Here is a 17,767-nt window from a genome sequence, read left to right as displayed (position 1 = left end):
TCCCCTTTTGGCAATACCGCTGCCAGACGCCCCTTCCAACGTGGCTCGGGGGTCTGTGCGGTGATGGGGAACCTATGGGCGCTTGTTGCGGCCAATCAAACATTTTTTGTTTGTTTTGAGTGGGTTAGAAATCTGTCACCCAACCTGATCCCTGCCATTTCGTCACGCAGGGGACAGGGTTGCGAAAAGGTAAAGGAAAAACCCGACCGGCCCCGGACATGCTGTCATTTTGGCGCTGACACATTGTCATGCGTCATAACGACGCGAAATTGCCGCCGGTCCTGAAACGGCGGCCCGGCCCGCGGATTCCCGGTAAACGGGAGCCGCGAAAGCACCCGAACCCGCGAATCGCCCGCCACCGCCGCCGCGAAAGAAGAAGGCCCCGGGCATTCGCATGCCCAGGGCCTTCCGGTACCACCGCTTTGGGGGGGGGGTGGGATCAGTTGGCGCCGCTCACTGCGGCTGCACCGGTGCAGGCCCAGCCTTCGCCGTTCCAGGTATATTGCGTGCAGGGCGCGGCCTCGGTCGGTGCGCTCTCGACCGGCGCGGCACCCGAGCTGGCCGATGCGGCCGGTTCCGTCGCCGCCGGTTTCGCGGCGGTTGATTGGGCCGGCGCCGTTGTCTGGCTTTGATCTGCCACCGGAGCGGTCGCGGTATCGCTGCCCTTAAGGACATAGTAGCCGACCGCCCCCGCAATCAGCACGGCGACAGCTCCGATAACAAGCGAACTACGGGAAGACATGACTCTGCTCTCTCTTGATTGCCCGCGACGCGGCCGGGCGTGACTTGGCGGATCGGCAGCCCTCGTGCCGACCCGGCGCCGCTTTTACTAAAGCGACTTGGGGCGCGACACCGATTTTCTTTTTGATACAGGGTGTTAGGAGTGGCGCGCGCCGCAAGGCCATGACAATTTTGCAGGGTTCATAAAGCGCAGCCTCTGAAATCCCGGCCAAACAGCCCTCGACCGGATGCCAATTTGACAAAGGCCGCCGCGCCACCTGTCATGTGACGGATCGTCGCAAGCGACGATCAGCCCTGCGGCCACCATGGTCCATGATGGCTGTCGCGCCCATCCAGCCGGTCGAACCCGTGGGCGCCGAAATAATCGCGCTGCGCCTGGATCATGTTGGCCGTCCCACGCCCCGTCCGCATCATGTCGAACCAGAAAAGACCGGCGGCCAGCGCCGGAACCGCGTGACCGCCCAGCGCGCCCTGCCCCACAACCTCGCGCAGCGCGGGACCGTTCCCCTCAAGCAGCCGCGCAAATGTCGGGGCGAGCATCAGGTTCCGGCCCGCATCCTCGGCCAGCGCCGCGGCCATGTCGTTCAGCATCGAAGACCGGATGATGCAGCCCGCCCGCCAGACGCGCGCGATTTCGGGCAGGTCGAGCGTCCAGCCGAACTCCCGCCCCGCCGCCTCGATCATGCCAAAACCCTGCGCGTAACACAGGATCTTGCCCGCGATCATCGCCTGTTCCAGCGCGTCGACGGTGATCGTCACCGGACCGGGCGCTGCCCCGAACCGGGCCTGCCCCGCCGCCCGCTCCGCCACGCGGGCAGAGACGTTGCGCGCCATCACCGCCGCCTCGATCACCGGGACCGGCGCGGCCAGATGCTGCGCCTCGATCGCGGTCCAGCGCCCGGTTCCCTTCTGCCCCGCCGCGTCAAGGATGACATCCGGCATCGGCGCACCCGTCGCGGGGTCCGTCGCCGCCGCAACCGTCGCGGTGATCTCCACCAGATAAGAGTGCAGAACCCCCGTGTTCCAGCCCGCGAAAACCCCGGACACCTCGCCTGCCGACAGCCCAAGCCCGTCGCGCATGATCCCGTAAACCTCTGCGATCATTTGCATATCGGCATATTCGATGCCGTTGTGGACGGTCTTGACGAAATGCCCGGCGCCCGCCTCACCCATCCATTTCGCGCAAGGCGTCCCGTCCTCTGCCTTCGCGGCGATCGCGGTCAGGATCGGCGCGACACGGTCCCAGTCGGCCCGGTCCCCGCCACCCATGATCGACGGCCCGTGACGCGCGCCATCCTCGCCACCCGACACGCCCATGCCAAGGAAATGGACCGGCCCGGCGTCGGCGGTGCGACGGTTCGTGTCGTGGAAATTGGCGTTCCCGGCGTCGATGATAAGGTCGCCTTCCTCCATCAACGGGGTCAGCGCGGCGATCTGATCGTCCACCGGCTGCCCGGCGGGAACCATCAGGATGATGGCGCGGGGCCGGGCGATGGCGGCAACCAGGTCGGCCAGGGTCTGCGTCGGAACGATGCGCGGGGAAAGCGCCCCCGCCCCGGAATGAACGCTTTCGGTGACCGATCCGGTGCGGTTCCAGACCGCGATGGGAAAGCCCTTTTCGGCGATGTTGAGCGCTAGGGCCGCCCCCATCGTCCCCAACCCGACAAGCCCGATCTGCGCCTGGGTCACTCCGCACCCTCCCGTTCATCGCCAATGTGGAATCATGCCGCCAACCTGCCACCATCGGACCGCCGCGCCAACCATGGCCGGGGCTTGCTCTCGCGAGGGTGAAGCCGGATAGTCGGCCCATGACCGGCAAGCTCTTGATATTCGGTTGCGGCTACAGCGCCCAGGCCTTCGTGCGACGGCTTGGGCGGGGCTGGCAGGTGACCGGCACGACCCGCGATCCCGACAAGATCGTCCGCCTGAAGGACCAAGGCATAGACGCACAGCTTTGGCCGGGCGGGGATTTGCGGCCTGCGCTGGACGACGCCACCCATCTCTTGCTGTCCATCGCGCCCGACACGGACGGCGACCCTGTCGTCGCGGCCTATGGCGATACTGTCGCCAAGGCCGCGCCGCATCTGCGCTGGGTGGGGTACCTTTCCACCACCGGCGTCTATGGCGACCATGACGGCGGCTGGATTGACGAGATGACGCCGCTTGAACCGACGACCCGCCGCGGCAAGGTCCGGCTGATGGCGGAACGGCAATGGCAGGCGATTGCCGGGGCCAGCGGGCTGCCGCTTCATATCTTCCGGCTTGCCGGTATCTACGGGCCGGGGCGCGGCCCGTTCGAGAAAGTCAGGAACGGCACCGCGCGAAGAATCATCAAGGAAAACCAATACTTCAGCCGCATCCACGTCGATGACATCGCCTCTGTCCTCGCCGCTTCGGTCGCGCGCCCCGATCCCGGCGCGATCTATAACGTCGCCGATGACGACCCCTCGCCGCCCGAGGATGTGCTGTCCGAAGCCGCCCGCCTGCTGGGCCTGCCGGAACCGCCCGAGGTGCGGTTCGAAGAGGCCGAGATGACGCCAATGGCCCGCAGCTTTTACGCCGAGTCAAAGCGGGTGCGGAATGACAGGATCAAGCGCGATCTGGGCGTGACCCTGCGCTATCCCGACTATCGCACCGGCCTGCGGGCGCTGATGGACGAAGAGAACGCGAAACGGGACGGATGATGGCAGGCTGCCTTACGGGTCCGTTAACGGCGCGGCACTTCACGCACTGATCGCAAAGGCCTTGAGGCGTTCGTAATAGGGCAAAGCCTGATCGACGAGCGCCTGATAACCGGCGGGCAGCTCCGGCAGCGGCCCCTCGGCACCGTCGAACCCCGTCGACCGATGAACCGCGCCGTACCAGTGCGGCGCCCAAACACCGTCATACTCCTTCGGACCGGCCGGCCAGGAAAGCATGCGTTCGGTGAACGGAATGCCCAGCGCAACGCAAAGTTTCTCCAGCATTTTCGTCGGGTTATCCCTGATGTCGTGGCTGTCGATCACAACCGGGGCCTGCCCCTTCCAATCCGCGACCTGATCGAACAATTCCGCCTGCTGGACAAAGCCGATATCCGCCAGGGTCGGCCCCTCGCGCTTTTTGGCGTAAGAGGCCACGACGCGGGCGGGGTGGCGGATCAGGAACACATTCTTACACGACCGCATGAAGCCACGGGGGAATTCCGGGATCATGTGGACGGTCATGTGTTTCTGGTAAAACAGGCTCTTTCCTTGCGGAATTCCGCCCGAACAGGCGGCGGCGACCCTGGTCGCGTCGCTTTCGTTTCCGGCGATGATCGCCTTACCCATGGGATGGTCGATACCCGTCGCCTTCAGGTAGGCGGCATAGAACGGCTCATCCCAGACGGCGCAATCGCCGCGCGCGGCGAAGCTGTACATCAGCGCGGTCGAAAGGTTCCGCGGCCCGCTCCACATCGCGATTTTCACGTCGGTTCTCCGTCAGGTTTGCGTCGGTTTGGCGTAGGGTTTTCGTAGCTACAGGGCGCGCGCGCCGTTCAGGATGTGACAAGCGCCTTGTAAAGCCCGCGCAGCCGTTCCGTCATCGGCCCCATCCGCCCGGTTCCGATCACCCTTCCGTCGATCTCCCCCACCGGGGTCTGGGCGCCGAAGGTGCCGGTCAGGAACGCCTCATCCGCGCCATAGGTATCGACGAGGGAAAAGTTCCGCTCATACACCGGGATACCGTTCGCGCGGCACAGGTCGATCACCTTCTGCCGCGTGATCCCGTTCATGCAGTAATCGCCGGTCGAGGTCCAAACCTCCCCCTTGCGCACGATGAAGAAGTTGCAGGCGTTGGTGGTGTTCACAAAACCATGGACGTCCAGCATCAGCCCCTCATCCGCACCGGCCTTTTCGGCGGCGATGCAGGCAAGGATGCAGTTCAGCTTCGAATGCGAATTCAACTTCGGGTCCTGCGTCATCGGCAGGCCACGGATATGCGGCACGGTGGCAAGGCGGATCGGCCGCGGGATCTTTGGCCGCGAATGTTCCATGATGATGACCACGCTCGGCCCCTGCCGCGACAGCGACGGATGCTGGAACGGCCGCGTCTTGACCCCGCGCGTCACCATCAGCCGGGCATGGGCGTCGGTCACCATGCCATTGGCCTTTTGCGTCTCTGTTATGGCGGAAATCACCTGATCCCGCATCATGCCGATGTCAAGGTCGATGGCCTTCGCCGCCTCGAACAGCCGGTCCATATGTTCGTCGATGAAGGACCAGCGCCCGTCGTAAAGCCTGAGCCCCTCCCACACGCCATCGCCCAGCATGAAGCCGGAATCATAGACGCTGACCGTCGCCTCGGCCTTCGGGACGATGCGGCCGTTGACGTAGATCAGGATCGCGTCATTGCGCGCATCCTCTTCGGCCTGATGGGTGGTGACATGTTCGGTCATGGGCGCCCTCCGTTCGCCGTGACGCTAATGCGCGGCGCCGCGAAGGCCAAGGGGGGCGATCACGGCAAGATGATCTCACGCGAAGATGAGTTGTTTGAAACCTGCAAACCGGGTGAGGGTTTGGCCGCGAACAGGAGGTGTCCCATGCTGCGTATGATCCTGAGCCTGGCTTTGCTGATGGCCTCGCCCGCCGTTGCGAAGACCAGCATCGCCACGGTCGCCGGGGGGTGTTTCTGGTGTGTCGAGGCGGATTTCGAAAGCGTGCCGGGGGTCAAAGGCGTCATTTCCGGCTTTACCGGCGGAAAGACCAGAAACCCGACCTACAAGGAGGTGAAAGGCGGAAAGACAGGGCATTACGAGGCCGCGCAAATCTTCTACGACCCCGCCCGCATCAGCTATGAGCAGATCCTTGAGCTTTTCTTCCGCTCCGTCGATCCAACCGACGCGGGCGGGCAGTTCTGCGATCGCGGGTCCAGCTACCGGACCGCGATCTTCGTGAAGACGGCCGCGGAAAAGGCCGCCGCCGAGGCCGCGAAAGCCAAGGCACAAGCAGCCCTTGGCCGAAAGGTGGCGACCATGATCCTGCCCGCCGGACCCTTCTATAAGGCCGGTGAGGAACACCAGAACTACTATCGTGGAAAGCACATCGTCCTGACCCGTCGGGGGCTGAAGACGCAGGCGGGTGCCTATGCCTTCTACCGCAAGGCCTGCGGCCGGGATCAGCGGGTGAAACAGCTTTGGGGCAGCGCGGCCCCGTTCATCCATTAACGCGAAAGGCCGCCACCTCATCCCGCGTCGGAATCGCATCGGCCGTACCCGCCCGCGTGACCTTGAGGCTGGCGGCGGCAGCGGCAAGGTCAAGCGCCTCGGCCGGGGTCATCCCGGCGTCGCGCCCGGCGGCGAAATAGCCCGCGAAGGTATCGCCTGCACCGGTGGTATCGACCGCCGTCACCTTGTGCAACGCGGCGGTAAAGACCTTGCCGTCGCCGCGCCATTCGGCCCCGTCGGCACCGCGCGTCACCAAAAGCTCAGGCACGTCGAGATCGTCAAGCGTGACGCCCATCGCGGCGGTCAATTGCTGCGCCTCGACCGCGTTCAGGGCAAGGATAGAGACGTTTTTCAGCACCGCGCGCACCGCGTCCACATCGAAAGGCGCGGCGGAATACATGACATGCAGACCCTTCGCGCGGGCCAGATCGGCGGCTTGCGCCTGATGCGCGGTTTCATTCTGGATCAGAAGCGTATCGCCCGGCCGCGCCCCGGCCAGCGCGCGTTCGACGATGTCGAACGGCATGGCCCGGTTGGCGCCGGGAAAGATCACGATGGAATTCTCGCCCCCGGCATCGACATTGATGATCGCATGGCCGGTCGGCGTGTCGATGGTCGCGATGGCCGAGGTATCGACGCCCCAGCCCTTCAACCGCCCGATCGTCCAGCCGCCGTCGGCCCCGATCGCGCCGATATGAACCACCCGCACCCCTGCCTTCGCGGCGGCGGCAGACTGGTTCGCGCCCTTGCCGCCCAGCCCGGTGCTGTAATCGGTGGCCGCCAGCGTCTCCCCCGGCAGGGGCAGGTGCGGCAGGCGATAGAAGTGGTCGATATTGATCGAACCAAGGTTGAAGATCGTCATGCCGCGCCCTCCCTCAGGGGCGATCCTGCCCCAGACGACAGGCGGCAATCACCGCCATGTTGACGATATCGTTCACCGTCGACCCGGTCGAGCAGATCTGGATCGGCTTGTCGACACCGGTCAGGATCGGGCCGATCACCGTCGCACCCGCCATTTCCTGCATCAGCTTGACCGAGATCGAGGCCGAATGCCGCGCCGGGACCACCAGCACATTCGCCGGGCCGGTCAGGCGGCAGAACGGATAGGCCGCCATCTGCTCCATGTTCAGCGCGACATCGACGGTCATTTCGCCCTCATACTCGAAATCGACGCCGCGCTTGTCGAGGACATTCGCCGCGACATGCATCTTCGTCGCGCGCTCCGAGACCGGGTAACCGAAGGTCGAAAACGACAGGAATGCCGCGCGCGGCTCAATCCCCATGCCGCGCGCAACCGCCGCACCGCGTTCGGCGATGTCGGCGAGGTCTTCCTCATCCGGCCATTCGTGAACCAGCGTATCGCCGATGAAAACAATCCGGCCGCGATGCAGGACAGCGGTGATGCCGACCGCCCCATCCTCGGCCCGCGCGTCGAAGACGTGGTTGATAAGGCCCAGCACATGCGCCGATTTCCGCGTCGCGCCGGTGACAAGGCCGTCGCCATGCCCATGCGCCAGCATCAGCGCGGAAAAGACATGCCGGTCCCGCGCGGCAAGGCGGTGAATATCGTAACGGTCGAACCCCTTCCGTTGCAGGCGCGCGTAAAGAAAATCCTTGTACTCCTGAAGGTGGACCGTGTTGGCGGCGTTGATGATCTCAAGCTCCTTCACCGCGTCGGCCAGCCCTTCGGCCGTCAGCTTTTCGGCCACATCGGCCTCGCGCCCGACGACCAGCGCCTTGCCAAGACCGGCGCGCTGATAGGCAACGGCGGCGCGCAACACGCGGGCATCGTCCCCTTCGGCAAAGATCATCCGCGCCTGTGCGGCACGGGCGCGGGCATGGATGCCTTGCAGGATCGAGGCGGTCGGGTCCATCCGCGACTTCAGGTGAAGCTCATAGGCCTCCATGTCGATGATCGGCCGTCGCGCGACCCCGGTCTTCATCCCGGCCTTGGCGACGGCGGGCGGGATGACGTGGATCAGACGCGGGTCGAAGGGTGTCGGGATGATGTAATCGCGCCCGAAGGTCAGCTTGCGGCCATAGGCCATCGCGACCTCATCCGGCACATCCTCCCGCGCGAGCTTTGCCAGCGCCTCGGCACAGGCGATCTTCATCTCGTCATTGATCGCGCGGGCGTGGATGTCGAGCGCGCCGCGGAAAAGGTAAGGGAACCCAAGGACGTTGTTGACCTGATTGGGATAGTCCGACCGGCCGGTGGCGACGATCGCATCCTCGCGCACGGCATGCGCCTCTTCCGGCGTGATTTCCGGGTCCGGGTTGGCCATGGCGAAAATCACCGGGTTCGGCGCCATGGAGGCCACCATATCGGCCGTCACCGCGCCCTTGGCCGACACACCCAGGAACACGTCGGCGCCCTTCATCGCGTCATCCAGCGTGCGCGCCTCGGTCCGCGCGGCATGGGCCGATTTCCACTGGTTCATGCCCTCGGTCCGGCCCTGCCAGATCACACCCTTGGTGTCGCACATGATGCAGTTGTCATGCTTCGCGCCCATCGCCTTCAGAAGTTCCAGACAGGCGATCCCGGCCGCCCCGGCGCCGTTCAGGACGATGCGGCAGTCCTCGATCTTCTTGCCCGAGATCTCAAGCGCGTTCAAAAGCCCCGCCGCGCAGATCACCGCCGTACCATGCTGATCGTCATGGAACACCGGAATGTCCATAAGCTCCTTCAGCCGCTGCTCGATGATGAAGCATTCTGGCGCCTTGATATCCTCAAGGTTCACGCCACCAAAGCTTGGCCCCATGAGCTTGACCGCCTGGATGATTTCCTCCGGGTCCTCGGTATCCAGCTCGATGTCGATGGCGTTGACGTCGGCGAAGCGCTTGAAAAGAACCGCCTTGCCCTCCATCACCGGCTTTGAGGCCAGCGCACCAAGGTTCCCCATGCCCAGGATCGCGGTCCCGTTCGACACGACGGCCACCATGTTGCCCTTGGTCGTGTAGTCGTAGGCCGTTTCCGGCGCGTCCGCGATGGCCTGCACCGGCACGGCGACACCCGGCGAATAGGCCAGGCTCAGGTCGCGCTGCGTCGCCATGGGTTTTGAGGCGACAACCTCATATTTCCCCGGCGTGGGGTTGAGGTGATAGGCCAGCGCCTCTTCCGGCGTGACGCGGTTCTTGGTTGCCATGGGCCGATTTTCCTCCTGAGTCCCGCAGTCATAGCGCCCGGCGCGGCGCGTCACAACGCCGCAATGGGTCGTTAACGCCAACATCATTTCGGCTTTTCCGCCCCTGCCCGCTTCTGTAGGCTCCGCCGGAAACCGGGGGACAGCGTGGACACAAGTGACGGCAATGTGACGCCGATGATGGCGCAATATCTGGAGATCAAGGGGCGCTATTCCGACGCGCTCCTCTTCTACCGGATGGGCGATTTCTATGAGATGTTCTTTGACGATGCCGAGGCGGCGGCGGCGGCGCTCGACATCGCGCTGACCAAACGCGGCAAGCATCTGGGCGAAGATATCGCCATGTGCGGCGTCCCGGTCCATGCCGCCGAGGGCTATCTGCTGACCCTGATCCGCAAGGGCTTTCGCGTCGCCATCGCCGAGCAGATGGAGGACCCGGCCGAAGCGAAGAAGCGCGGGTCGAAATCCGTCGTCGCGCGCGACGTGGTGCGGCTGGTCACGCCCGGCACGCTGACCGAGGACACCCTGCTTGAGGCGCGGCGGCACAATTTCCTCGCTGCCTGGGCCGAGGTGCGGGATGAGGCGTCGCTGGCCTGGGCCGATATTTCCACCGGCGAATTGCGGGTGATGACCTGCCCGCTGGCGCGGCTGGGACCGGAACTTGCACGGCTGGCGCCGAGCGAGATTCTGGTGGCAGAGACACGGTTTTCCGAGGTTGAGCCCGTCGCCGACGACCAGCGCGTCGCCCTGACGCCGCTGGCCCGGTCAAGCTTTGACAGCACCGGCGCGGAAAAGCGGTTGCTGGCGCAGTTCGGCGTGGCGACGGTCGAGGCCTTCGGCGCCTTCGACCGTGCCGATGTCTCCGCCGTTGGCGCGATCCTCGATTACCTCGACCTGACGCAGCGCGGGCGTCTGCCTCTCCTCCGTCCGCCCGCGAAAGAGGTGGCGGGCGGCGCGCTGACCATGGACGCCGCGACCCGGCGCAACCTTGAAATTACCCGCGCGCTCTCCGGCGGGCGTGAGGGATCGCTGATCGCGGCGGTAGACCGGACGGTGACGGCTGGCGGCGCCCGGCTTCTCGACCGCCGCCTGTCCGCCCCCTCCCGCGACCTGGCCGAGATCCGCGCCCGGCTTGCGGCGGTCCGCGCCTTCGCCGGGGATACCGCGCTGACCGAAACGCTGCGCGCCGATCTGCGCAAGGTCCCCGACATCGACCGCGCCCTGTCGCGCCTGTCGCTGGACCGCGGCGGGCCACGCGACCTTGTCGCGATCCGCGCGGGGCTTGAACAGGCCGGCACGCTCGCCGCCCGCCTCTCCTCCGGCCAGCCCGAAAAGACCACCCGTGCCGCCCGCGCCATGACCGGCTTTGACGATCTGGTCGGGCTTCTCACCCGTGCGCTGGTCGCCGAACCGCCGCTTCTGATCCGCGACGGCGGCTTCATCGCCCCCGGCCATGACGCCGACCTGGATGAGGCGCGCCAGCTTCGCGACGAAGGGCGCGGCGTCATCGCCCGGATGCAGGCCGACTATATCGAGCGCACCGGCATCCAGAGCCTGAAGATCAAGCACAATAACGTGCTGGGCTATTTCATCGAAACCACCGCGACCCACGCGGAAAAGATGCTCTCCGCCCCGCTGAGCGAAGCCTTCATCCACCGCCAGACCACCGCCAATCAGGTCCGCTTCACCACGGTGGACCTGTCCGAGATGGAGACAAGGATCCTCAACGCCGGGAACCGCGCGCTTGAGATTGAAAAGCGGCTCTATGACGGCCTGAAAGCCACCATCCTCGACGCCGCCGCCCTGATCTCCGACGCCGCCCGCGCACTGGCGGAGATCGACCTGTTCGCCGCTTTCGCCGACCTCGCCCGCACCGATGACTGGGTTGAACCGAAAGTCGACGACAGCCGCGCCTTCATGATCGAAGGCGGCCGCCACCCGGTCGTCGAACGCGCCCTGAAACGCAGCGGCGAAAGCTTTGTCGAAAACGATTGCGCACTGACCGACGGCGACACCCCCGCGATCTGGCTGCTGACCGGGCCGAACATGGCCGGCAAGTCCACCTTCCTGCGCCAGAACGCGCTGATCGCGCTGCTTGCCCAGGCCGGAAGCTTCGTCCCCGCCCGCGCCGCCCATATCGGCATTGTCGGCCAGCTTTTCAGCCGCGTCGGCGCCGCCGACGATCTGGCGCGCGGGCGATCCACCTTCATGGTCGAGATGGTCGAAACCGCCGCCATCCTCAATCAGGCCGACGACCGCGCCCTGGTGATCCTGGACGAAATCGGGCGCGGCACGGCGACCTATGACGGCCTCTCGATCGCCTGGGCGACGCTGGAACACCTGCACGACGTCAACCGCTGCCGCGCACTGTTCGCCACCCATTACCACGAAATGACCGCGTTGTCGGCCAAGCTGCCGGGCGTCGAGAACGCGACCGTCACCGTCAAGGAATGGGAAGGGGAGGTCATCTTCCTGCATGAGGTCAGGAAGGGCGCCGCCGACCGCAGCTATGGCGTGCAGGTCGCCCGCCTTGCAGGCCTGCCCCCGGCGGTCGTCGAACGTGCGAAGGTCGTGCTGGAAGCGCTGGAAAAGGGCGAACGGGAGGGCGGCACGCGCAAACACACGCTGATCGACGACCTGCCCCTGTTCAACGCCGCCCCCGTTGCGGCGCCAAAGGCCGCATCTCGGCAATCAGACCTCGAAGAGGCGCTGAACGCGATCCACCCGGACGAAATGACCCCGATCGAGGCCCTGAACGCGCTCTACGACCTCAAGACCAGGCTCGGCACCTGACTTCTTCGTTGTGAAAATACTCCACGGGGGGCGCGGGGGGTGTGAAACCCCCCGCTTCCGCCCCGAAGATCAGGACTTCGGCGTCGAGCTGACCCCAACCTGCGCCGGGCGCAAAAGGCGGTCGTGCAACATGAAACCTTCGGTCATCACCTGAATGATGTCGCCCGCCTTGGTGCCAGGCACCGGCGCCTCGAACATCGCCTGATGCATCTGCGGATCGAAAGCGTCGCCCACCGCGGGCGCGACCGGCTGAACGCCGTGCTTGCCAAGGACGGAGATCAGTTCCTTCATCGTCAGCTCGACCCCCTCGATCAGGCCCTTTGACGCCTCATGCTGACCTTCCGTCACATGATCGAGCGCGCGCTTGAGGTTGTCGTAGACCGGCAGCAGGTCGCGGGCGAGTTTCGATCCGCCATATTGTTCCGCCTCGCGCCGGTCACGTTCGCCCCGCTTGCGGATGTTTTCCGCGTCCGCCAGGGCGCGCATGAAACGGTCGCGCATATCGTCACGCTCGGCGCGCAGCGCTTCGATCTCGGCCAGGCCATCGTCCAGCGCCAGATCCTCATCCCCGATCATGGCCTGATCTTCGGCAATCTCATCTTTCTTCATCTCACTCATGGTCTATCCCTTACGCTCCCCGGACAGTAGCCGCCCGACAAGCTGCGCGGTGTAATCGACGATCGGCACGATACGCCCGTAATTCAGACGCGTCGGACCGATGACGCCCACGGCGCCGATGATCTTACGGTCAGCGTTCATATAGGGAGAGACCACCAGAGAGGAACCCGAAAGTGAGAAAAGTTTGTTCTCTGACCCAATGAAAATGCGCACCCCTTCGCCCGACTCCGCCAGTTCGAGGAATTCGGCGATGTCGCGCTTGCGCTCGAGGTCGTCGAAGAGGACGCGAATCCGGTCCAGATCGGCCTCATCCGTCTGGTCGAGAAGGTTCGCCCGGCCGCGGACGATCAATCGTTCCGTCTGTTCGCCGCCGCCGCTCCAGACCGCCAGCCCGCGTTCGACAAGGTCCCGCGCGGCGGTGTCCAACTCCTGCCGACGGCGGGTAATCTCGCGCGAGATATGGGCGTGAAGTTCCGAAATCGTGCGCCCTTCGGCCAGGGCGTTGAGGAAGTTCCCCGCCTCGCGCATGGCCGAGGGCGTATGGCCCAGCGGCGGCACGAAGACGCGGTTTTCCACATGACCGTCGGCGAAGACCAGCACCACAAGCGCCCGGTCGGTCCCAAGGCTGACGAATTCGATATGGCGAATCGGCGCCTCATGCTTGGGCGTCAGAACAAGGCTCGCCCCATGGGTGATCCCCGACAGCGCCAGCCCGACCCGGTCGAGAAGCCCCGCGACACCGGATTCGCTGTTCCCCGTCGTCGCCTCGATCGCCTCGCGGTCCTGAAGCGAGACGGAGCTGACCTCCATCAGCCCGTCGACGAACATCCTGAGGCCAAGCTGCGTCGGCACCCGCCCCGCCGAGGTGTGCGGACTGTCAAGCAGGCCGAGGTATTCGAGATCCTGCATCACGTTGCGCACCGTCGCGGCGGACACGCTTTCGCTTAGCGTCCGGGTCAGGGTGCGCGAGCCTACCGGCTCCCCCGTATCGAGGTAGCTTTCCACGACGCGACGAAACACCTCGCGCGACCGCGCGTTCATTTCGTTCAGGATTTTCGATCTGTCTTCGGTCATCGCCTTCGAAATATGGGGTCCGCCCAGTTAAAGAGCCAGCCCGCCGAAGGTCAATCGGGGTTGCGCCTGCTGCGGGCGGGCCTGTAATTGGCGCCGGAACAACCGAAAGGACCTGACATGCGACCCTCCGGCCGGACCCTGGAACAGATGCGCCCGATCTTCATTGAAACCGGCGTGACCAAACATGCCGAGGGCTCGTGCCTGATCCGCTGCGGCGACACGCATGTGCTTTGCACCGCGACGATCGAGGACAAGGCACCGTCCTTCCTCAAGGGCTCTGGCCTTGGCTGGGTGACGGCGGAATACGGGATGCTGCCGCGCGCCACCAACACCCGCAACCGGCGCGAGGCCGCGGCAGGCAAGCAATCCGGCAGAACGCAGGAAATTCAACGCCTTATCGGTCGCGCCCTGCGCGCGGGCGTGGACCGGGTGGCGTTGGGCGAACGCCAGATCGTCGTCGATTGCGACGTGATCCAGGCCGACGGCGGCACCCGCTGCGCCTCGATAACCGGGGGCTGGGTCGCGCTGCGGCTGGCGGTGAACAAGCTTCTGAAGGCGGGCGCGGTGACCTCTGACCCGATCGTCGACCATGTCGCCGCCGTTTCCTGCGGCATCTATGCCGGGCAGCCGGTGCTGGACCTCGACTATGCCGAGGACAGCGAGGCGGGTACCGACGGCAATTTCATCCTCACCGGCCGCAAGCGGCTGATCGAGGTGCAGATGTCGGCCGAGGGCGCGACATTTTCACGCGAGGAGATGACAAAACTGCTCGACCTTGCCGAAGCGGGCGTGGCGGACCTGGTCGAGGCGCAAAAGGCGGCGGTTGCATGAGGGTCTTTGCAGACAAGCGGCTTCTGGTGGCGACCCATAATGCCGGGAAGCTGGAAGAGATCGCCTCGCTGTTGCAACCCTACGGCATCGACTGTGTCGGCGCCGCCGAAATGGGGCTGGATGAACCCGAAGAGACCGAGACGACCTTCATCGGCAATGCCCGGATCAAGGCCCACGCGGCGGTCAAGGCCACGGGCCTTCCGGCGCTGGCCGATGACAGTGGGATCGAGGTCGATGGCCTGGGCGGCGCGCCCGGCGTTTACACCGCCGACTGGGCCTTTACGCCCACGGGCCGTGATTTCGTGCAGGCCATGACCCGGACGTGGGATGAACTTGAGGCCGCGAACGCGCCCTACCCCCGCACCGCCCGCTTCCGCGCCACGATGGTACTGGCCTGGCCCGACGGGCATGACGAGGTGTTCGAGGGCAAGGTCGAAGGGCAGGTCGTCTGGCCGATGCGCGGGCGCCAGGGGCATGGCTATGACCCGATGTTCCAGCCCGACGGCTATGACATCACCTTCGCCGAGATGGATACCGACGAAAAGAACCGGATCAGCCACCGGGCCGATGCGTTCCGCAAGCTGGTGGCCTGTTTTGAAGGAAGCGGCGCATGAAGCGAATCTCGACCGGGTCGCCTTTCGAAAAGACCATGGGCTACAGCCGTGCGGTGGTGAAGGGCGGCTGGTGCTTTGTCTCCGGCGTGACCGGCTATGACTACGCCACGATGGAGATGCCGGGGGACATCGCGGATCAGGCCCGGAACTGCTTTGCGACCATCGGGCGGGTGCTGGAGGAAGCCGGGTTCACGATGGCCGACATCGTCCGGGTGCAATACACCGTGACCGACGCCGCGCTGGTCGAGGCGCTGGTTCCGGTGCTGGGCGACGCGCTGGGTGAGGTGCGGCCAGCGGCAACCATGGTCATCGCCGGGCTGATCCGGCCTGAGATGAAGGTTGAGGTCGAAGTGACGGCCTTCAAGGGCTGAGCATCATGGACGACTGGCAGCAGGGCGGTTTCGGTCTTTACCTGCACTGGCCCTTCTGCGCCTCCAAATGCCCCTATTGCGATTTCAACAGCCATGTCGTGGCCTCGGTCGATCAGGCCGCGTGGCGCGACGCCTATCTTTCCGAACTCCGCCGGTCGGCGGTGGAAACCGGGGGGCGGGTGCTATCCTCGGTGTTTTTCGGCGGCGGCACGCCTTCGCTGATGCAGCCCGATCTGGTCGCGGCGATCCTGGATGAGGTGCGGCGTCTCTGGCCGCGGGCGAATGACCTTGAGGTGACGCTTGAGGCGAACCCGAACAGTGTCGATTCCGGGCGCTTTCGTGGATATTCCGCCGCCGGGGTCAACCGGATCTCCATGGGTATCCAGGCGCTGAACGATGAAGATCTGCGCCGTCTTGGCCGGTTGCACAGCGTGGCCGAAGCGCGGCGGGCCTTCGACATCGCGCGGGACTGTTTTGGGCGCGTGAGTTTCGACCTGATCTATGCGCGCCAGCATCAGGCGCTTGACGATTGGCGGCGCGAACTGGCCGAAGCCGCCGCGATGGCGGTCGATCACCTGTCGCTTTACCAATTGACGATCGAGGACGGCACCGCCTTTGGCGCCCGCCACGCCGCGGGCGGGCTGAAGGGCCTGCCAGAGGATGACATCGCCGCCGATATGTACGAGCTGACGCAAGAGGTTCTGGATACCGCCGGGATGCCCGCCTACGAGGTATCGAACCACGCGCGCGACGGCGCGGAAAGCCGTCACAACGTGATTTACTGGCGCTATGGAGACTACATCGGCATCGGCCCCGGCGCCCATGGCCGCCTGACGCTGGCCGGGCAGCGCTTTGCGACGGAAGCGCCGCGCAGCCCGCAAATGTGGCTCGATTCCGTGCAAAAACGCGGGAATGGGGAGCTTCCCCGCACGGCCCTTTCGGGTGAGGATTGCGCGACGGAATATATCCTCATGGCGATGCGGCTGCGTGAGGGGGCGGATTTGCGGCGTTATGAGGCGCTGGCGGGCAAGCCGCTGGACATGGAAGCCATCAGGCGGCTTGAGGATATGGGTCTGCTGGGCCGCAGCCGCGACAGGATCGCCGCCACCGCCAGCGGGCGGATCGTCCTGAACGCGATCCTGCGGGAGATTGTCGCGTGATCCGGGGCGTCCTGATAGCGATCGGCCTGATTTCCCTCGCGCTCGGGGCCATCGGGCTTTTCCTGCCGCTTCTGCCGACGGTGCCTTTCGTGCTGCTGGCGGCACTTTGCTTCGCCAACACCTCGGAACGGTTGCACGGCTGGCTTTTGTCGCACCGGATCTTCGGGCCGCAGATCGTAAACTGGAATGAGCGTGGCGCGATCAGCAGACGGGCGAAATGGGTTGCGTCCGCCTCACTCATCGGCAGCTTCCTTCTGGCGATCCTGTTCGGATTCGGCCCGCTTGTCCTGACGGTTCAGGCGGCCTGCCTGCTGGGCGTCGCGGTTTTCATCTGGTCGCGGCCGGACGCTTAACGCCCGCCCGCCAGAAGCTGACAGAGCTCATCCAACTGTTCGAGCGTCTTGTAGGAAATCGTCAGCCGACCGCCATCGTGGCCCTGATGGTCGATCACCACCGCCATGCCGAGATTGGCGGACAGGTCCTGTTCCAGAACGCGCGTGTCGGCGTCCTTTTCCGACCGCCGACGCGGCGCGGCGTCGCGCGTGGCACCCTTGTCCTTGCGCGCCAGCTGCTCCGTCTCGCGCACCGACAGACCGCGCGCGATCACATGGCGGGCCAGGGCCGTCGGATCGTCGGAGGTGATCAACGCGCGGGCATGACCGGCGGTCAGCTTGCCTTCGCGCAGCCAGGTCTGGACATCGGCGGGCAGAGAGAGAAGCCGGAGAAGGTTGGCGATGTAGCTGCGGCTTTTCGACAGCGCCGCGGCCAGTTTTTCCTGCGTGTGGCCGAAACGGTCCATAAGCTGACGGTAGCCCATCGCCTCTTCGACCGGGTTCAGGTCGGCACGCTGGATATTCTCGATGATCGCGATTTCGAGGACCTCGGTATCGTCGAACTCACGGATAAGAACCGGCACTTCATGCAGCTGGGCCATCTGCGCGGCACGCCAGCGTCGTTCACCCGCGACAATCTCATAACTATCTGATTTTCTTGGGTTATTACGAACAATCAGGGGCTGGATGATGCCCTTCTCGCGGATCGAATCGGCAAGCTCGGCCAGCGCATCCTCGGCGAAATCGCGGCGCGGCTGGTTGGGATTCGGTTCAACCCGTTCGATCGGGACGCGCATGTCAGGGCGCCGGGGCGCGTCGGGCGTTTCGGTCGCGGGCTGCGCCACATCCGCCATCAGTGCAGAAAGGCCCCGCCCCAGACCGCGCCGCTCCATCCGTTTGTCCGACAT

17 protein-coding genes are annotated in these 17,767 nt (G+C 65.2%); 8 read left to right on the top strand and 9 right to left on the bottom strand.

Annotation, left to right across the window (positions count from 1 at the left end; all coding sequences use genetic code 11):
• Nucleotides 1-439: 439 nt before the first annotated feature.
• Together LX70_RS20455 and gndA are read right to left on the bottom strand one after the other, a co-directional pair.
• Nucleotides 440-742 carry a hypothetical protein gene (locus LX70_RS20455; protein ID WP_146111589.1) on the bottom strand — a complete coding sequence of 101 codons (303 nt, stop codon included), beginning with the start codon at nucleotides 740-742 and terminating at the stop codon, nucleotides 440-442.
• A gap of 287 nt (nucleotides 743-1,029) precedes the next feature.
• The gene (gndA, locus tag LX70_RS11105) at nucleotides 1,030-2,430 is read right to left on the bottom strand and encodes an NADP-dependent phosphogluconate dehydrogenase (RefSeq protein ID WP_105514833.1); all 1,401 of its coding nucleotides are present in this window, start codon (nucleotides 2,428-2,430) and stop codon (nucleotides 1,030-1,032) included.
• A gap of 119 nt (nucleotides 2,431-2,549) precedes the next feature.
• Here gndA and LX70_RS11100 point away from each other — a divergent pair, with 119 nt between their 5' ends.
• A complete protein-coding gene (locus LX70_RS11100) occupies nucleotides 2,550-3,425 on the top strand; it encodes an SDR family oxidoreductase (protein WP_105514832.1) in 876 nt (291 codons plus the stop codon).
• Between the two features lie 39 nt (nucleotides 3,426-3,464).
• Here LX70_RS11100 and LX70_RS11095 read toward each other — a convergent pair whose 3' ends face one another.
• Together LX70_RS11095 and LX70_RS11090 are read right to left on the bottom strand one after the other, a co-directional pair.
• Nucleotides 3,465-4,187 (bottom strand): sulfotransferase-like domain-containing protein, encoded by a 723-nt coding sequence (locus LX70_RS11095; RefSeq protein ID WP_483860560.1) that lies wholly within the window; start codon nucleotides 4,185-4,187, stop codon nucleotides 3,465-3,467.
• A 68-nt stretch (nucleotides 4,188-4,255) separates the two neighbouring features.
• Complete coding sequence (locus LX70_RS11090) at nucleotides 4,256-5,155, bottom strand: D-amino acid aminotransferase (RefSeq protein WP_105514830.1); 900 nt, start codon at nucleotides 5,153-5,155, stop codon at nucleotides 4,256-4,258.
• A 153-nt stretch (nucleotides 5,156-5,308) separates the two neighbouring features.
• Between LX70_RS11090 and msrA the strand changes: the two genes are divergently transcribed.
• Nucleotides 5,309-5,923: a peptide-methionine (S)-S-oxide reductase MsrA gene (msrA, locus tag LX70_RS11085; RefSeq protein ID WP_425430590.1), complete on the top strand. Its 615-nt coding sequence runs from the start codon at nucleotides 5,309-5,311 to the stop codon at nucleotides 5,921-5,923.
• Here msrA and LX70_RS11080 read toward each other — a convergent pair.
• Nucleotides 5,913-6,785 carry a ribokinase gene (locus LX70_RS11080; RefSeq protein ID WP_105514829.1) on the bottom strand — a complete coding sequence of 291 codons (873 nt, stop codon included), beginning with the start codon at nucleotides 6,783-6,785 and terminating at the stop codon, nucleotides 5,913-5,915. The genes msrA and LX70_RS11080 overlap by 11 nt on opposite strands.
• A 13-nt stretch (nucleotides 6,786-6,798) precedes the next feature.
• Nucleotides 6,799-9,069, bottom strand: a complete 2,271-nt coding sequence (locus LX70_RS11075; RefSeq protein WP_105514828.1) for an NADP-dependent malic enzyme — start codon at nucleotides 9,067-9,069, stop codon at nucleotides 6,799-6,801.
• Nucleotides 9,070-9,243: 174 nt separating this feature from the next.
• Between LX70_RS11075 and mutS the strand changes: the two genes are divergently transcribed.
• Nucleotides 9,244-11,859 carry a DNA mismatch repair protein MutS gene (gene mutS / locus LX70_RS11070; protein ID WP_105514984.1) on the top strand — a complete coding sequence of 872 codons (2,616 nt, stop codon included), beginning with the start codon at nucleotides 9,244-9,246 and terminating at the stop codon, nucleotides 11,857-11,859.
• Nucleotides 11,860-11,928: 69 nt separating this feature from the next.
• On the opposite strand, the gene LX70_RS11065 is transcribed toward mutS, so the two are convergent.
• Together LX70_RS11065 and hrcA are read right to left on the bottom strand one after the other, a co-directional pair.
• Complete coding sequence (locus tag LX70_RS11065) at nucleotides 11,929-12,477, bottom strand: nucleotide exchange factor GrpE (protein ID WP_105514827.1); 549 nt, start codon at nucleotides 12,475-12,477, stop codon at nucleotides 11,929-11,931.
• A 3-nt stretch (nucleotides 12,478-12,480) separates the two neighbouring features.
• A complete protein-coding gene (gene hrcA, locus LX70_RS11060; protein ID WP_105514826.1) occupies nucleotides 12,481-13,551 on the bottom strand; it encodes a heat-inducible transcriptional repressor HrcA in 1,071 nt (356 codons plus the stop codon).
• A 117-nt stretch (nucleotides 13,552-13,668) separates the two neighbouring features.
• Here hrcA and rph point away from each other — a divergent pair, with 117 nt between their 5' ends.
• The 5 genes from rph to LX70_RS11035 are packed head-to-tail and all read left to right on the top strand — an operon-like array spanning nucleotide 13,669 to nucleotide 16,880.
• Entirely contained in the window at nucleotides 13,669-14,382 is a 714-nt protein-coding gene (gene rph / locus LX70_RS11055) for a ribonuclease PH (protein ID WP_105514825.1), read from the top strand.
• Nucleotides 14,379-14,996, top strand: coding sequence for an RdgB/HAM1 family non-canonical purine NTP pyrophosphatase (gene rdgB, locus LX70_RS11050; protein WP_105514824.1), 618 nt, complete (start codon nucleotides 14,379-14,381; stop codon nucleotides 14,994-14,996). The genes rph and rdgB overlap by 4 nt, the downstream gene beginning before the upstream one ends.
• A complete protein-coding gene (locus LX70_RS11045; RefSeq protein WP_105514823.1) occupies nucleotides 14,993-15,367 on the top strand; it encodes a RidA family protein in 375 nt (124 codons plus the stop codon). Before rdgB ends, LX70_RS11045 begins: the two co-directional genes overlap by 4 nt.
• Nucleotides 15,368-15,372: 5 nt before the next feature.
• A complete protein-coding gene (gene hemW / locus LX70_RS11040; RefSeq protein ID WP_105514822.1) occupies nucleotides 15,373-16,527 on the top strand; it encodes a radical SAM family heme chaperone HemW in 1,155 nt (384 codons plus the stop codon).
• Nucleotides 16,527-16,880 carry a YbaN family protein gene (locus LX70_RS11035; RefSeq protein ID WP_105514983.1) on the top strand — a complete coding sequence of 118 codons (354 nt, stop codon included), beginning with the start codon at nucleotides 16,527-16,529 and terminating at the stop codon, nucleotides 16,878-16,880. Before hemW ends, LX70_RS11035 begins: the two co-directional genes overlap by 1 nt.
• Here the strand turns inward: LX70_RS11035 and LX70_RS11030 are convergent.
• Nucleotides 16,877-17,767, bottom strand: a complete 891-nt coding sequence (locus tag LX70_RS11030) for a ParB/RepB/Spo0J family partition protein (protein WP_105514821.1) — start codon at nucleotides 17,765-17,767, stop codon at nucleotides 16,877-16,879. The genes LX70_RS11035 and LX70_RS11030 overlap by 4 nt on opposite strands.

It is taken from the genome of Albidovulum denitrificans, from assembly GCF_002973535.1.
In the GTDB taxonomy this organism is placed as follows: domain Bacteria; phylum Pseudomonadota; class Alphaproteobacteria; order Rhodobacterales; family Rhodobacteraceae; genus Albidovulum; species Albidovulum denitrificans.
This window is presented reverse-complemented; position numbering and strand designations above follow the sequence as displayed.

Bases quoted from the DNA above. Each gene is read 5' to 3' on its own strand.
- LX70_RS20455 (WP_146111589.1), bottom strand. From the start codon at position 742: ATGTCTTCCCGTAGTTCGCTTGTTATCGGAGCTGTCGCCGTGCTGATT.
- LX70_RS11100 (WP_105514832.1), top strand. From the start codon at position 2,550: ATGACCGGCAAGCTCTTGATATTCGGTTGCGGCTACAGCGCCCAGGCC.
- LX70_RS11090 (WP_105514830.1), bottom strand. From the start codon at position 5,155: ATGACCGAACATGTCACCACCCATCAGGCCGAAGAGGATGCGCGCAAT.
- msrA (WP_425430590.1), top strand. From the start codon at position 5,309: ATGATCCTGAGCCTGGCTTTGCTGATGGCCTCGCCCGCCGTTGCGAAG.
- LX70_RS11080 (WP_105514829.1), bottom strand. From the start codon at position 6,785: ATGACGATCTTCAACCTTGGTTCGATCAATATCGACCACTTCTATCGC.
- LX70_RS11075 (WP_105514828.1), bottom strand. From the start codon at position 9,069: ATGGCAACCAAGAACCGCGTCACGCCGGAAGAGGCGCTGGCCTATCAC.
- mutS (WP_105514984.1), top strand. From the start codon at position 9,244: ATGATGGCGCAATATCTGGAGATCAAGGGGCGCTATTCCGACGCGCTC.
- LX70_RS11065 (WP_105514827.1), bottom strand. From the start codon at position 12,477: ATGAGTGAGATGAAGAAAGATGAGATTGCCGAAGATCAGGCCATGATC.
- hrcA (WP_105514826.1), bottom strand. From the start codon at position 13,551: ATGACCGAAGACAGATCGAAAATCCTGAACGAAATGAACGCGCGGTCG.
- rph (WP_105514825.1), top strand. From the start codon at position 13,669: ATGCGACCCTCCGGCCGGACCCTGGAACAGATGCGCCCGATCTTCATT.
- rdgB (WP_105514824.1), top strand. From the start codon at position 14,379: ATGAGGGTCTTTGCAGACAAGCGGCTTCTGGTGGCGACCCATAATGCC.
- LX70_RS11045 (WP_105514823.1), top strand. From the start codon at position 14,993: ATGAAGCGAATCTCGACCGGGTCGCCTTTCGAAAAGACCATGGGCTAC.
- hemW (WP_105514822.1), top strand. From the start codon at position 15,373: ATGGACGACTGGCAGCAGGGCGGTTTCGGTCTTTACCTGCACTGGCCC.
- LX70_RS11030 (WP_105514821.1), bottom strand. From the start codon at position 17,767: ATGTCGGACAAACGGATGGAGCGGCGCGGTCTGGGGCGGGGCCTTTCT.